The following is a 14,620-nucleotide window of genomic DNA, read 5'->3' as shown; positions in this document are numbered from 1 at the left end:
GGTACTCACTTCGCCGTGCAGCCCTTACAACCCGCGCTGCACGACACTATCCGGAGACATCCCGTGAGCAATTTCCTGATTCGCAAGGTCGCCGTGCTGGGCGCTGGCGTGATGGGCGCGCAGATCGCCGCGCACCTCGTCAACGCGCGCGTGCCGGTGCTGCTGTTCGACCTGCCGGCCAAGGAAGGCCCGAAAAACGCGATCGCGCTGAAGGCGATCGAGAACCTGAAGAAGCTGTCGCCCGCGCCGTTCGGCGTGAAGGACGACGCGAAATACCTCGAAGCCGCGAACTACGAAGACGACATCGCCAAGCTCGCCGAGTGCGACGTCGTGATCGAAGCGATCGCCGAGCGGATGGACTGGAAGCACGACCTGTACAAGAAGGTCGCGCCGCACATTGCGCCGAACGCGATCTTCGCGACCAACACGTCGGGCCTGTCGATCACGAAGCTGTCCGAAGGTTTCTCGGACGAGCTGAAGTCGCGCTTCTGCGGCGTGCACTTCTTCAATCCGCCGCGCTACATGCACCTCGTCGAGCTGATCCCGACCGCGCATACGCGCCCGGAGATTCTTGACCAGCTCGAAACCTTCCTGACGAGCATCGTCGGCAAGGGCGTCGTGCGTGCGAAGGACACCCCGAACTTCATCGCGAACCGCGTCGGCATCTTCTCGATCCTCGCGGTGATCACCGAGGCCGCGAAGTTCGGCCTGCGCTTCGATGAAGTCGACGACCTGACGGGCAGCCGCCTCGGCCGCGCGAAGTCGGCGACGTTTCGCACCGCGGACGTGGTCGGTCTCGACACGATGGCGCACGTGATCAAGACGATGCAGGACAACCTCGCCGACGATCCGTTCTTCCCGGTCTACCAGACGCCTGCCGTGCTCGCCGAGCTGGTGAAGCAGGGCGCGCTCGGCCAGAAGACGGGCGGCGGTTTTTACAAGAAGGAAGGCAAGGCGATCAAGGTGCTCGACGCGAAGACGGGCAGCTACGTCGACGCGGGCGCGAAGGCCGACGAGACCGTCGGCCGCATCCTGAAGCGCCCGCCGGCGGAACGCCTGAAGCTGCTGCGCGAGACGGACCATCCGCACGCGCAGTTCCTGTGGTCGATCTTCCGCGACGTGTTCCACTACATCGGCGTGCATCTCGAATCGATCGCCGACAACGCGCGCGACGTCGATCTCGCCATCCGCTGGGGCTTCGGCTGGAACGAAGGCCCGTTCGAAGGCTGGCAGGCTGCCGGCTGGAAGCAGGTCGCCGAGTGGGTGCAGGAGGACATCGCGGCCGGCAAGGCGCTCGCGAACGTGCCGCTGCCGTCGTGGGTGCTCGAAGGCCCGGTTGCCGAGAAGGGCGGCGTGCATACGGCCGAAGGCTCGTGGGCGCCGGCATCGAAGCGCTTCGTGCCGCGCTCCGACCTGGCCGTCTACGACAAGCAGGTATTCCGCGCGCCGCTGATCGGCGAAGCGGGCGCCGATCCGAAGTCGTACGGCAAGACGCTGTTCGAAACCGACGCGGTGCGTGCATGGGTCGACGATCGCGCCGGCGAGGACGACGTCGTGATCGTGTCGTTCAAGTCGAAGATGAACACGATCGGACCGAGCGTGATCGACGGCCTCGTGCAGGCGATCGAACTCGCGGAGAAGGACTATAAGGGCGTCGTGATCTGGCAGCCGACGTCGCTGAAGCTCGGCACGCCGGGCGGCCCGTTCTCGGCCGGCGCGAACCTCGAAGAGGCGATGCCCGCGTTCATGATGGGCGGCGCGAAGGGCATCGAGCCGTTCGTGAAGAAATTCCAGGAAGGCATGCTGCGCGTGAAGTACGCGAACGTGCCGGTCGTCGCGGCCGTGTCGGGCATCGCGCTCGGCGGCGGGTGCGAGCTGATGCTGCACAGCGCGAAGCGCGTCGTGCACGTCGAGAGCTACGTCGGTCTCGTCGAAGTGGGCGTCGGCCTCGTGCCGGCGGGCGGCGGCCTGAAGGAAGCGGCGCTGCGCGCGGCGGATGCCGCAACGGCCGCGAACGCGACCACCGACATCCTGAAGTTCGTCACGAAGTCGTTCGAGAATGCGGCAATGGCGAAGGTGTCGTCGTCGGCGCACGATGCGCGTGCGATGGGCTACCTGAAGCCGTCCGACACGATCGTCTTCAACGTGTTCGAACTGCTCGACACCGCGAAGAAGGAAGCCCGTGCGCTGGCCGCCGTCGGCTACCGTGCGCCGCTGCGTGCGAAGGACGTGCCGGTGGCAGGCCGTTCGGCGATCGCGACGATCAAGGCATCGCTCGTCAACATGCGTGACGGCCGCTTCATCAGCGACCACGACTACCTGATCGCGAGCCGCATCGCGGAAGCCGTGTGCGGCGGCGATGTCGAAGCCGGCAGCCTCGTCGACGAGCAATGGCTGCTTGCGCTCGAGCGTCGCGCGTTCGTCGAGCTGCTCGGCACGCAGAAGACGCAGGAACGGATCATGGGCATGTTGCAGACCGGCAAGCCGGTGCGTAACTGAGCGAGCAGACAAGGAGTCTGAAATGAGCAAACAACTGCAAGATGCATACATCGTCGCCGCCAGCCGTACCCCGATCGGCAAGGCCCCGCGCGGTGTCTTCAAGAACACGCGCCCCGACGAGCTGCTGGTCCACGCGATCAAGTCGGCGGTCGCGCAGGTGCCGGGCTTCGACACGAAGCTGATCGAGGACGCGATCATCGGCTGCGCGATTCCGGAAGCCGAGCAGGGCCTGAACGTCGCGCGCATGGGCGCGCTGCTTGCGGGCCTGCCACAGACGGTCGGCGGCGTGACCGTCAACCGTTTCTGCGCGTCGGGCATCACCGCGCTCGCGATGGCGGCCGACCGCATCCGCGTCGGTGAATCAGACGCGATCTTCGCGGGCGGCTGCGAATCGATGAGCATGGTGCCGATGATGGGCAACAAGCCGTCGATGTCGCCGCACATCTTCGATCGCAGCGAAGACTTCGGCATTGCGTACGGAATGGGCCTGACCGCCGAGCGCGTCGCGGAGCAGTGGAAGGTGAGCCGCGAAGACCAGGACGCGTTCTCGGTCGAATCGCACCGCAAGGCGCTCGCCGCGCAGCAGGCCGGCGAGTTCGGCGACGAAATCGCGGCATACACGATCACCGAGCGTTTCCCGAACCTCGCGACTGGCGAAGTCGACGTGAAGACGCGCGAGATCGCGCTCGACGAAGGTCCGCGTGCGGATACGACGCTCGAAGGCCTCGCGAAGCTGCGCACGGTGTTCGCGAACAAGGGCTCGGTCACGGCCGGCAACAGCTCGCAGACGTCGGACGGCGCGGGCGCGCTGCTCGTCGTGTCGGAGAAGGTGCTCAAGGAATTCAACCTGACGCCGCTCGCGCGCTTCGTGAGCTTCGCGGTGCGCGGCGTGCCGCCGGAAATCATGGGCATCGGTCCGAAGGAAGCGATTCCGGCCGCGCTGAAGGCCGCGGGCCTGAAGCAGGACGACCTCGACTGGATCGAATTGAACGAAGCATTTGCCGCGCAGTCGCTGGCGGTGATCCGCGATCTCGGCCTCGATCCGTCGAAGGTCAACCCGGTTGGCGGCGCGATCGCGCTCGGCCACCCGCTCGGCGCGACCGGCGCGATCCGCGCGGCGACCGTCGTGCACGGCCTGCGTCGCCGCAACCTGAAGTACGGGATGGTCACGATGTGCGTCGGCACCGGCATGGGTGCGGCGGGCATCATCGAACGCCTGTAAGCGGAGCGGGACTGTAGCGATCACGGTGCGCGAGCCACGAGCTTGCGCACCGTTTTTCATTCCGGAAGAGGACAGACCAAGGAGACGGTTGTGGCCGAAATTCAAGTGGAACGCGCCAACGGCGTGATGACGATCACGATCGCGCGTGCGGCGAAGAAGAACGCGCTGACGGCGGCGATGTATCAGACGATGGCCGATGCGCTTGCCGACGCGCAGGAAGACAAGGCAATCCGCGCGATCCTGCTGCGCGGCAGCGACGGCAACTTCAGCGCGGGGAACGATCTCGAGGATTTCCTGAAAACGCCGCCGAAGGACGAGAACGCGTCGGTGTTCCAGTTTCTCGCGCGCATCAGCAGCGCCAGCAAGCCGGTCGTCGCCGCGGTGCCGGGCATCGCGATCGGCGTCGGCGTGACGATGCTGCTGCACTGCGACCTCGTCTACGCGGCCGACACCGCGACGTTCTCGCTGCCGTTCGCGCAGCTCGGGCTATGCCCGGAAGCGGCGTCGAGCGTGTTGCTGCCGCGTCTGGCCGGCCACCAGGTCGCCGCTGAAAAGCTGCTGCTTGGCGAAGCGTTCGATGCGCTGGAAGCGCACCGGATCGGCATCGTCAATCGTGTGCTGCCGGCGGCCGAACTCGATGCATTCGCGGCGAAGCAGGCTGCGAAGCTCGCTGCGCTGCCGGCGTCGTCGCTGCGCGTGACGAAGGCGCTGCTGAAGGATACGGGCGGCGTGGCGGTTGCCGCGCGGATGACCGAGGAAGCCGGCCACTTCGCCGCGATGCTCCGTGCACCGGAAGCGCGCGAGGCGATGACGGCGTTCTTCGAGAAGCGCAAGCCGGATTTCCGTCAGTTCGACTGATACGGCGGGCCGCGCCGGCGATGCGTGGCCGGCGCGCCCGGACGGCCGAGGTCAGGCCGTCCCGTAATCGACGTGGCCGGTTTCCCGGCAGAAGCTGACCAGCCGCAACCCCGCCGCCTTCGCGATGCCGATCGCGAGCGACGACGGCGCGGAGATCGTCGCGACCATCGGGATGCCGACCCGTGCCGACTTGCGCACGAGCTCGTAGCTCGCGCGGCTCGACAGGAACACGAAGCCGTCGGTCGTGTCGGCGCGCGACAGCACGAGCGAGCCGATCAGCTTGTCCAGCGCGTTGTGGCGGCCGACATCCTCGAACGCCATCCGGATCGCGCCTGTTGCGTCGCACCACGCGGCCGCATGCAGGCCGCCGGTGAGCCGCGTGAGCGCCTGGTGCGCGGGCAGCGCGCGGGCCGCGCACGCGAGCGCGTCGGGCGCGAGGCGGGCGAGAAAGCCGGTGTCGGGCACGCGTTCTGGCGCGAGGTCGAGCAGATCGATGCTCTCGATGCCGCACACGCCACAGCCGGTGCGCCCCGCGAGCGCGCGACGCCGGTCCTTCAGCGCGGCGAACGCCTGCTGGACGACCTCCAGATGCACCTCCGCGTGCGGCAGCGGCGCGTCGGCGTGCAGGATCACCTCGATGTCCTTGATGTCGCTGCCACGCGCGACGACCCCTTCCGATATCGCGAAGCCAACCGCGAATGCTTCGAGGTCGAGCGGCGTGCACATCATCACAGCATGCGAGATGCCGTTGAAGACGAGCGCGACCGGCCATTCCTGGCCGACATAGTCGTGCGCGGTTTCGACTGCGCCGCCGCGCGTGCGGCGCACGGACAGCTCGATCGCGCCGCGCGGCTCGTCTCGCGGTGCATCTCGCGGTTGGTCGCGCAGTGGGGCGCGCAGTGGGTCGAATTGGGTCGGATTCACGAGCACTCCCGTTGGTTCGAAGCACGTGCGGCGACGATCGCATTCGCCGCTCGCGCGCAGAGGTTCTAAAATACCTCAGGCAGGCCGGCCACGCCGGCATCCGCCACTCAGGTAACGACCATGGGACTCAGCGACGCTCCGCTGCTATTCAACTTCGAACACGATTCGTCGGAAAACCTGACGTACATTCCGATGATCGTGCGTTTCAATCTCGACCGCTTCGGTCTGCGGATTTCACTGGAGCAGTGGCAACTGCTGCCGCTCGAGGACCGCAAGCTGCTCGCGCGCTTTCCGGCCGACGACGACACCGCGATCGAGCCGAACTTCGATCACGCGTTGTTCGAGATGCTGCGCACGCATGCCGACCTCGAGCCGTCGTGGTTCCAGCCGGACGATCAGCCGGCCTGGCGCGGCACCGACACGGTGCCGGATGCGCTGGTGCAGCAGAGCGCGCTGGCCGGGCTGCCGGCGCCTGCCCTTGCGCAGTGGCAGCGGCTCGCGCCGTTCCAGCGCTACGTGCTGATGAAGCTGTCGCGCAAGCCGAAGCTCAATCACGACTTCCTGCCCGCAATGCGGGAGTTCGGGCTGACGGCCACGCACTGACGGGCCGCGGTGCTGCAGCGCGGCGCGCGCATTACAGCGGCGGCAGCGACCGCGGCTTGCGGTCGGCGCCGGTCGCGACGTAGGTGAGCGTCGCTTCGGTGACCTTCACGATTTCGCCCATCAGGCGCATGCGTTGCGCGTACACCTCGACGTCGACCGTCACCGACGTGTTGCCGGTGCGCGTGATGGTGGCGTAGAAGCTCAGCAGGTCGCCGACGAACACTGGCTGCTTGAAGACGAACGAATTGACCGCGACCGTCGCGACGCGGCCGTTCGCGCGCTGGCTCGCGGGGATCGAGCCGGCGATGTCGACCTGCGACATGATCCAGCCGCCGAACACGTCGCCGTGGACGTTGGCGTCGTGCGGTTGCGGGACGACGCGCAGCGCGGGCTGCTTTTGCGGGAGCTCGAGGGTCGAATCGGTCATGGCGGGTGCTTTCATCCTGTAATAAATGCGCCGCCGCGCGCACGACAGCCGGCGAGGCCGCCGGCAGCGGCGCGAAGCGGCTTCTGCGACAATACAACGTTCGCAAATTGTACGAGAAAGCGCGCCAGTCGGCCGTTGCCGCACGCGCCCGACCCATCGCCGATCCTTCCCCCATGCGCCGATTTCCTGCTTCCGGCGAGCCCGCGCCGGCTCCGACCGGGCCTCGCAACGACTGGCAGACCATCCGGTCGTTGCTGCCGTATCTCGCCACTTACAAACTGCGCGTGGCGCTCGCGCTCAGCTGCCTGATCGGCGCGAAGGTCGCGAACCTCGGCGTGCCCGTCGTGATGAAGCGCATCGTCGATCATCTGTCCGCCGTGCAGCAGCTCACCGCGCTCGGCCGCGCCGAACACTCGGCCGGCATCGTGCTCGCGGGCGGCGTGGGCCTGCTCGTCGTCGCATATGCGCTCGTGCGGCTGTCGACGTCGCTGTTCACCGAGTTGCGCGAAATCCTGTTCTCGAAGGTCACCGAGAGCGCGGTGCGCCAGCTCGCGCTGCAGGTGTTCCGGCATCTGCACGGGTTGTCGCTGCGCTTTCACCTCGAGCGCCAGACCGGCGGCATGTCGCGCGACATCGAGCGCGGCACGCGCGGGATCCAGCAACTGATTTCCTATTCGCTGTACAGCATCCTGCCGACGCTCGTCGAGGTCGGGCTCGTGCTCGGCTTCTTCGTGGTCAAGTACGAGGCGTACTACGCGTACGTGACGCTCGCGGCGCTCGTCACGTACATCGTGTTCACCGTGAAGGTCACGAACTGGCGCACGCACTTTCGCCGCACGATGAACGAGCTCGATTCGCGTGCGAATTCGCGCGCGATCGATTCGCTGATCAACTACGAGACGGTAAAGTACTTCGGCAACGAAGAGTGGGAAGCGCAGCGCTACGACGAGAACCTGAAGCGCTACCGCAAGGCCGCGATCCGCTCGCAGAACTCGCTGTCGGTGCTGAACTTCGGCCAGCAGGCGATCATCGGCACGGGGCTCGTGTTCATCCTGTGGCGTGCGACGCAGGGCGTGCTGGCGGGCAAGCTGACGCTGGGCGACCTCGTGCTGATCAACACGTTCATGCTGCAGCTGTACATTCCGCTGAATTTCCTCGGCGTCGTGTATCGCGAACTGAAGCAGAGCCTCACCGACATGGACCGGATGTTCGGGCTGCTGTCGGCCGCGAAGGAGGTCGCGGATCTTCCCGACGCGCGGCCGCTCGCGGTGGCCGGCGCGCAGGTGCGCTTCGAGCACGTGAACTTCTCGTATGAAGCGTCGCGCGCGATCCTGCACGACGTGACGTTCACGATCGACGCGGGCACGACGACCGCGGTGGTCGGCCACAGCGGCTCGGGGAAGTCGACGCTGTCGCGGCTGCTGTTCCGCTTCTACGATCTCGACCGCCAGACGGGCGGCGCGATCAGGATCGACGGCCAGGACATTCGCGACGTCACGCAGGACTCGCTGCGCGCGTCGATCGGGATCGTGCCGCAGGACACCGTGCTGTTCAACGACTCGATCTACTACAACATCGCATACGGCCGGCCGACCGCGAGCCGCGACGAAGTGATCGCGGCCGCGCGCGCCGCGCACATCCACGACTTCATCGAAAGTTTGCCGAAGGGCTATGACACGCCGGTCGGCGAGCGCGGACTGAAGCTGTCGGGCGGCGAGAAGCAGCGCGTCGCGATCGCGCGCACGCTGCTGAAGGATCCGCCCGTGCTGCTGTTCGACGAGGCGACGTCGGCGCTCGATTCGCGCTCGGAGCGCGCGATCCAGCACGAGCTCGACCAGATCGCGCGGCATCGCACGACGCTCGTGATCGCACACCGGCTGTCGACCGTCGTGCATGCGCAGCAGATTCTCGTGATGGACCACGGACGCATCGTCGAGCGCGGCACGCACGACGAACTCGTGCGCGCCGACGGGCTGTACGCGCAGATGTGGGCGCTGCAGCAGCAGCGCGCGGCGGCGGGCGGGGAGGCGGCCGAGGCCGCGTGAGCGTGGGTGCCGCGCGACGCGGTGCGTGGCGGGAGCGGGTGGTTGACCGTCCGTCCGTTCGGTAGCGGGCGGTGTCACGACGTCACGGCCCGGCGGCCCGGCGGAGCGTTCGCGGCGTGTGAACCCGGCTCGGCGGGGGCTTCAGCGGCCTGTCAGGCCATCGGCCGCCGCGCCGGCGAACCGGCGAACCGGCGAACCGGCGGCCGCCGTTCGGCCACGAAACGATCAGCCCGCGGCGGCGCGCAGCCGCGCGTCGAGCTCGCCGAGCTGCGCGGGCGTACCGACGTTCTCCCAGATACCTTCATACAATTCGCCGGTCGCATGGCCGGCCTCGATCGTCGCCTTGAAGTAGGGCGACAGCGCGCGGTGCGTGCCGGGCACGATGTCGCGGAACATCCGCGTGTCGTACACGCCGATGCTGCCGAACGTCACGCGCGGCGTGCCGGCGAGCGACAGCCGGCCGTCGTCGCGGAGCACGAAATCGCCGGCTGGATGGAACGGCGGGTTCGGCACCATCACGAGATGCATCGCGGGCGCGTCGAGCGCGGCCATCTGCGCGGCGCGCGCGGCGAGCGTCCGGTAGTCGAATGCGCAGTACACGTCGCCGGCAACCGCCGCGAATACCGTCGGCCGGCCGTCACGTTCGAGCAGCGGCAGCGCCTGCGCGATGCCGCCGGCAGTCTCCAGCGCGTCGCCTTCGGCCGAATACGCGAGCCGCACGCCCCAGCGCGAACCGTCGCCGAGCGTGGCCTCGAGCTGGTCGCCGAGCCATGCGTGGTTGATCACGATCGTCTCGATGCCCGCGCGTGCGAGCGCTTCGATCTGCCAGACGATCAGCGGCTTGCCGCCCGCTTCGAGCAGCGGCTTCGGGCGGGTGTCGGTGAGCGGGCGCATCCGTTCGCCGCGCCCGGCGGCGAAGATCATCGCCGTGGTCAGGGTAGTGCTCATGTTCGGCCGGGTGTCAGGGCGGTAGATGGCGGTCAGAATGGCGGTCAGAACGTATAGCCGACGTCGGGCGCCGCCTTGTCCTCGAGCGCGTCGAGCAGCTTCGCGAACGGCACGAGCGGGCGGTAGCGCAGCGCGACCTTGCGCGCATAGGTCAGAAAGCGCGGCAGGTCGTTCAGATAGTGCGGCTTGCCGTCGCGATAGTTGATGCGCGCGAACAGGCCGAGGATCTTGATGTGGCGCTGCAGCCCCATCCATTCGAGCTGGCGGTAGAACTCGCCGAAATCCGGGTCGACCGGCAGGCCGGCCTTTTTCGCCTTCTCCCAGTAGTACGCGAAGCAGTCGAGCTCGAACTCCTCGTCCCAGCTGATGAACGCGTCGCGCAGCAGCGACACGACGTCGTACGTCAGCGGCCCGTAGACGGCGTCCTGGAAGTCGAGCACGCCCGGGTTCGGCTCGCAGACCATCAGGTTGCGCGGCATGAAGTCGCGCAGCATGAAGCCCTGCGGCTGCGCATGGGCGCTCGCGACCAGCAGCGCGAAGGTGCGCTCGAGCGTGTCGCGCATCACGTCGGTCACGGGCTTGCCGAGGTGGCGGCCGACGAACCACTCGGGCAGCAGCTCCATCTCGCGGCGCAGGAACGCTTCGTCGAACGGCGGCAGCACGTCGGGCTTCGAGCTCAGCTGGAAGCGGATCAGCGCGTCGAGCGCGTCGCGCATCAGCGGGCGGGCGGCGACCGGGTCGGCCGGATCGAGCACCGAGATGTACGAGGTGCGGCCGAGATCGGTCACGAGCATGAAACCAGCGTCGAAATCGTATGCCAGCACGTCCGGCACGTGGTTGCCGGCCGCGGCCAGCAACTGTGCGACCTGGACGAACTCGCGGCACTTCTCGGGCGGCGGCGCGTCGACTGCGATCAGCGCACCGCCAGGGCTCGTGGCAGACGCGACACGGAAATAGCGGCGGAAACTGGCGTCCGACGAGGCGGGCGCGAGCGTCGACAGGTCGAGGGCGTAGCGCTCGGCGAGCGGGTGCAGCCACGCGATGAGCGCTTCGAGGCGGGCGTCGGGCTGGGATGCGGCGGATGGGGGCGTCATGAAACTCGGCGGAGGGGGGAACGTCTTGCCATATAATACCCCACGACTTTTTTGACGCGCCCCGCGTCAGCTTCCGCCGTGCAGGCCCGCCGCCTGTCGCGCCGCTTGCCCGATCGCCTTCCCCGTTTGCGCTCCGCCGCAGTCGCGGTTCGACGGTGCGGCCCGCCGTGCGCGAACATGCTATGCAGGTACGGTTGACAAGGGGCGATTCGCCAAACGATAGATGCCGCCCAAACCGCTATTCCCGAATGTCTTCCCCGGTGACGGGGCGCCGCGCAAACGGCGGCTCGCGCTCGCGCTCCTGGCCGTGCCAGGCCTCGTGCCGGCCGTGTCGTACGCGCAGCTGTCGGGCGCGGCCGCGCAGCCGCAGCCGCTCGATTCGCCGTGGGATCTGCGTCTCGCGCCCCAGCTCGAGGATCATCCGCTGAAGGACGGCGCGAAGCCGGCCGCCTTCGTGATCGCCGACCATGCGAGCGGTACGGCCGAGCAGGACCTGGCCGCGAAGGGTTCGGCCGAGCTGCGCCGCGGCGATGCGGTCGTGAAGGCCGATGCGATCCACTACGATCAGGATACCGACATGGCCGACGCGTACGGCCAGGTCCGGGTGATCAACAACGGCACGTCGTTCGCGGGCCCCGAGGCGCATCTGAAGATCGAGGCGAACCAGGGCTTCATGACGGCGCCGAAGTACCACTTCAACATGACGGGCGGATCGGGCAGCGCGGAGCGCGTCGACCTGCTCGACAGCGAGCGCTCGGTGTTCGTCAATGGCACTTACACCGCGTGCCAGTGCTCGACGAACCCCGCGTGGTACATCAAGGGCAGCCGTTTCGACTTCGATACGGGCGCCGACGAAGGCACCGTGCGCAACAGCGTGCTGTTCTTCCAGGGCGTGCCGATTTTCGCGAGCCCGTGGATGACGTTCCCGTTGTCGGGCGAGCGGCGCAGCGGCCTGCTGCCGCCGACGTTCTCGATGAACTCGAACAACGGGTTCGAGCTGACGCTGCCGTACTACTTCAACATCGCACCGAACCGCGACCTGACGCTCACCCCGCGCATCATCTCGCGGCGCGGCGTGCTGACCGAGGCGACGTTCCGTTATCTGTCGCCGACTTATTCCGGCACGTTTACGGCGAATTACCTGCCGGACGACCGGCTCGCGCACCGCAACCGCTACGCGATCTACTGGCAGCACCAGCAGAACTTCGGCGGCGGTTTCGGCGGCTACGTCTATTTCAACAAGGTCTCGGACAACACGTATCCCGAAGACCTTGGGTCGATGAACCAGTTCATCAACGGGACGCAGACGCTGTACCAGCAGGAAGCCGGCCTCACGTACAACAAGGGCCCGTGGTCGGTGCTCGCGCGCTACCAGCACTGGCAGACGCTGCCGCCGTCGATCGCGCCGTACAGCCGCGAGCCGCAGCTGAACGTGAAGTACGCGAAGTACAACGTCGGCGGCTTCGACTACGGCGCGGAAGCCGACTATTCGCGGTTCCGCATCACGACCGCCGATTCGACCGAAGGCGACCGCGTCGTCTTCAACCCGTACCTCGCGTACGGCGTGTACGGCCCCGGCTACTTCGTCGTGCCGAAGGTCCAGTACCACTTCGCGTCGTACGACCTGAACTACCTGTCGTCGGGCACGCCGAACAGCCCGAAGCGCTTCACCGAGTCGATCCCGACCGTGAGCTTCGACTCGGGCCTGATCTTCGACCGCTCGGTGCGACTGTTCGGCCAGGACTTCATCCAGACCCTCGAGCCGCGCCTGTACTATGTGTACACGCCGTATCGCGACCAGTCGAACGCGCCGCTGTTCGACACCGCGGAATCGGACTTCGGGCTCGCGGAGATCTACCAGCCGAACACGTTCGTCGGCAACGACCGGATCGCGGACGCGAACCGGATCACGGCCGGCCTGACGTCGCGCTTCATCGATCCGCGCACCGGCGACGAACGCGCGCGCTTCGTGATCGCGCAGCAGTACTACTTCGCCGACCAGCGCGTCACGCTGAACTCGGGCCAGACCGCGGCGCAGGCGCGCCACTCCGACCTGATCGTCGGCGCCGCGCTGAAGCTCGGCTCGGGCTTCATGTCCGAGACGGCGTTCCAGTACAACCAGAACAACAACCAGCTCGTGAAATCGAGCGTCGGTTTCGGTTACAGCCCGGGCGAGCGCCGCGTGATCAACGTCGGCTATCGCTACACACGCGCGAACACGACGCTCGACGGCCAGCCGATCAACCAGTTCCTGGTGTCGGCGCAGTGGCCGCTTACGCGCCGGCTGTACGCGATCGGCCGTTTCAACTACGACCTGGCCGGAGATCGCGTGGTCGACGGTCTGCTCGGCTTACAATACGACGCGGATTGCTGGGCGCTCGGGGTCGGGGTCCAGCGGTTCGCGAACGGCGTGAATACGTCGGGGCAGCAGAACTCGTCGACGCGTTTCATGATGCAGCTGACGCTCAAGGGCCTGTCGACGGTCGACAACGGCCTCGTCTCGGCATTCCGCGCCGGGGTGCCGGGCTACACGCCGCTGCCGTCCGCACCGCCGCCGATGTCCCGCTTCAGCAACTACGAGTAACGCCGGCTTGTCTGCACCGGTCAGCACGATTTCAATGGAGTATCAGTGGCAATGAAGAAAACCCTTCGTTTCGCGGCAGTCGTGTCCAGCCTCGCCGCGTCCGCCGCGCTGCTCGCCGCTGCGCCGGCCGCGGCGCAGGCACTCGGTTCGCAAGGCGCGCAGCTCGCCGACGAAGTCGTCGCGGTCGTCAACAACGACGTGATCACGGGCCGCGAACTCGACCAGCGCGTCGGCCTGATTTCGCGCCGGCTGCAACAGCAGAACGCGCCCGTGCCGCCGGCCGACCAGCTGCGCGCGCAGGTGCTGAACCAGATGGTGCTCGAGCGCATCCAGGTGCAGAAGGCGAAGGACGACGGGATTCGCGTCGACGACGCCACCGTGCAGGCCACGCTGCAGCGCCTCGCGCAGGCGAACGGGATGACGCTCGACCAGTATCGTGCGCGCATCGAGGGGCAAGGCGTGCCCTGGAGCATCTTCACGAACGACGCCCGTACCGAACTGATGCTGTCGAAGCTGCGCGAGCGCGAAGTCGACGGCAAGATCACCGTGTCGGACGCCGAAGTCGCGAACTACATCGCGAGCCAGCGCGGGCCGAGCGCATCGCAGCAGCAGGACCTGCGCCTGGAGCACATCTTCATCAAGGCGCCGACCAACGCACCGCAGCCGGAGATCGAAGCCGCGCAGAAGAAGGCTGAGGCGTTGCTGCAGCAGGCGACGTCGGGCGCCAATTTCGAGAAGCTCGCGAAGAACAACTCGGAAGCGGACGACGCGAAGAAGGGCGGCGACCTTGGCTTCAAGGCGCCGGGCGCGCTGCCGCCGGACGTCGTCGCAGCCGCATCGAAGCTGCGCCCGGGCCAGGTCAACCCGACGCTGATCCGCGTGCCGGACGGCTTCGAGGTCGTGCGTCTGGTCGATCGCCGCGAGAGCCAGGGCACCTCGGCCGCGGCACCGAAGATCGTGCAGACGCACGTGCGCCACATCCTGCTGCGCGTGGGTGAAGGCAAGTCGGAAGGCCAGGCGCGCCAGCAACTGCTCGACATCCGCAAGCAGATCGAGGCCGGCGGCGATTTCGAGAAGTTCGCGCGCACCTACTCGCAGGACGGTTCGGCGTCGCAAGGCGGCGATCTGGGCTGGATCAGCCCGGGCGAGACCGTGCCTGAATTCGAGCGTGCGATGAACAACCTGCAGGATGGCCAGATCAGCCAGCCGGTGCGTACCGAGTACGGCTATCACCTGATCCAGGTGATCGGCCGCCGCGATGCGGAAGGCTCGGTGCAGCAGCAGATGGATATCGCACGCCAGGCCATCGGCCAGCGCAAGGCCGAGCAGGCGTATGCCGACTGGCTGCGCGAGCTGCGCGACTCGTCGTACGTTCAGTACAAGATCAGCGGCATGGGCCAGGCGAACTGAGCGGGC

11 protein-coding genes are annotated in these 14,620 nt (G+C 67.3%); 7 read left to right on the top strand and 4 right to left on the bottom strand.

Features of this window, described 5'->3' with window-relative positions:
* Positions 1-63 precede the first annotated feature (63 nt).
* The 3 genes from DIE13_RS21295 to DIE13_RS21285 all read left to right on the top strand — a co-directional run bounded on the left by DIE13_RS21295 (position 64) and on the right by DIE13_RS21285 (position 4,579).
* Positions 64-2,499 carry a 3-hydroxyacyl-CoA dehydrogenase/enoyl-CoA hydratase family protein gene (locus tag DIE13_RS21295; protein WP_124828993.1) on the top strand — a complete coding sequence of 812 codons (2,436 nt, stop codon included), beginning with the start codon at positions 64-66 and terminating at the stop codon, positions 2,497-2,499.
* Positions 2,500-2,521: 22 nt separating this feature from the next.
* Complete coding sequence (locus DIE13_RS21290) at positions 2,522-3,721, top strand: acetyl-CoA C-acyltransferase (RefSeq protein WP_124828991.1); 1,200 nt, start codon at positions 2,522-2,524, stop codon at positions 3,719-3,721.
* A 90-nt stretch (positions 3,722-3,811) separates the two neighbouring features.
* Positions 3,812-4,579 (top strand): enoyl-CoA hydratase, encoded by a 768-nt coding sequence (locus DIE13_RS21285; protein WP_124828990.1) that lies wholly within the window; start codon positions 3,812-3,814, stop codon positions 4,577-4,579.
* Between the two features lie 51 nt (positions 4,580-4,630).
* On the opposite strand, the gene fdhD is transcribed toward DIE13_RS21285, so the two are convergent.
* Complete coding sequence (gene fdhD / locus DIE13_RS21280; RefSeq protein WP_409333477.1) at positions 4,631-5,509, bottom strand: formate dehydrogenase accessory sulfurtransferase FdhD; 879 nt, start codon at positions 5,507-5,509, stop codon at positions 4,631-4,633.
* Between the two features lie 114 nt (positions 5,510-5,623).
* Here fdhD and DIE13_RS21275 point away from each other — a divergent pair, with 114 nt between their 5' ends.
* A complete protein-coding gene (locus DIE13_RS21275; protein WP_096507099.1) occupies positions 5,624-6,106 on the top strand; it encodes a nitrate reductase associated protein in 483 nt (160 codons plus the stop codon).
* A 31-nt stretch (positions 6,107-6,137) separates the two neighbouring features.
* On the opposite strand, the gene DIE13_RS21270 is transcribed toward DIE13_RS21275, so the two are convergent.
* Positions 6,138-6,533: an acyl-CoA thioesterase gene (locus DIE13_RS21270; protein ID WP_124828988.1), complete on the bottom strand. Its 396-nt coding sequence runs from the start codon at positions 6,531-6,533 to the stop codon at positions 6,138-6,140.
* Positions 6,534-6,706: 173 nt separating this feature from the next.
* Between DIE13_RS21270 and DIE13_RS21260 the strand changes: the two genes are divergently transcribed.
* Positions 6,707-8,578 (top strand): ABC transporter ATP-binding protein/permease, encoded by a 1,872-nt coding sequence (locus tag DIE13_RS21260; protein ID WP_124828986.1) that lies wholly within the window; start codon positions 6,707-6,709, stop codon positions 8,576-8,578.
* A gap of 225 nt (positions 8,579-8,803) precedes the next feature.
* Here the strand turns inward: DIE13_RS21260 and murU are convergent, their stop codons facing one another.
* The gene (murU, locus tag DIE13_RS21255) at positions 8,804-9,526 is read right to left on the bottom strand and encodes an N-acetylmuramate alpha-1-phosphate uridylyltransferase MurU (protein ID WP_124828984.1); all 723 of its coding nucleotides are present in this window, start codon (positions 9,524-9,526) and stop codon (positions 8,804-8,806) included.
* 44 nt (positions 9,527-9,570) lie between these two features.
* Entirely contained in the window at positions 9,571-10,620 is a 1,050-nt protein-coding gene (locus DIE13_RS21250) for an aminoglycoside phosphotransferase family protein (RefSeq protein WP_124828982.1), read from the bottom strand.
* 223 nt (positions 10,621-10,843) lie between these two features.
* Between DIE13_RS21250 and DIE13_RS21245 the strand changes: the two genes are divergently transcribed.
* A complete protein-coding gene (locus DIE13_RS21245; protein ID WP_124828980.1) occupies positions 10,844-13,204 on the top strand; it encodes an LPS-assembly protein LptD in 2,361 nt (786 codons plus the stop codon).
* Positions 13,205-13,255: 51 nt separating this feature from the next.
* Entirely contained in the window at positions 13,256-14,614 is a 1,359-nt protein-coding gene (locus DIE13_RS21240; RefSeq protein ID WP_124828978.1) for a peptidylprolyl isomerase, read from the top strand.
* The last annotated feature ends 6 nt before the right edge of the window (positions 14,615-14,620 follow it).

The sequence above is a fragment of the Burkholderia sp. Bp9016 genome, from assembly GCF_003857765.1.
Lineage (GTDB): Bacteria > Pseudomonadota > Gammaproteobacteria > Burkholderiales > Burkholderiaceae > Burkholderia.
The sequence above is the reverse complement of the archived record's forward strand: the minus strand, read 5'-3'. Positions and strand labels throughout refer to the sequence as shown.

What these genes read in the sequence shown, in the direction of transcription:
- DIE13_RS21290 (WP_124828991.1), top strand. Translation starts at nt 2,522, where the DNA reads ATGAGCAAACAACTGCAAGATGCATACATCGTCGCCGCCAGCCGTACC.
- DIE13_RS21275 (WP_096507099.1), top strand. Translation starts at nt 5,624, where the DNA reads ATGGGACTCAGCGACGCTCCGCTGCTATTCAACTTCGAACACGATTCG.
- DIE13_RS21270 (WP_124828988.1), bottom strand. Translation starts at nt 6,533, where the DNA reads ATGACCGATTCGACCCTCGAGCTCCCGCAAAAGCAGCCCGCGCTGCGC.
- DIE13_RS21260 (WP_124828986.1), top strand. Translation starts at nt 6,707, where the DNA reads ATGCGCCGATTTCCTGCTTCCGGCGAGCCCGCGCCGGCTCCGACCGGG.
- murU (WP_124828984.1), bottom strand. Translation starts at nt 9,526, where the DNA reads ATGAGCACTACCCTGACCACGGCGATGATCTTCGCCGCCGGGCGCGGC.
- DIE13_RS21250 (WP_124828982.1), bottom strand. Translation starts at nt 10,620, where the DNA reads ATGACGCCCCCATCCGCCGCATCCCAGCCCGACGCCCGCCTCGAAGCG.
- DIE13_RS21245 (WP_124828980.1), top strand. Translation starts at nt 10,844, where the DNA reads ATGCCGCCCAAACCGCTATTCCCGAATGTCTTCCCCGGTGACGGGGCG.
- DIE13_RS21240 (WP_124828978.1), top strand. Translation starts at nt 13,256, where the DNA reads ATGAAGAAAACCCTTCGTTTCGCGGCAGTCGTGTCCAGCCTCGCCGCG.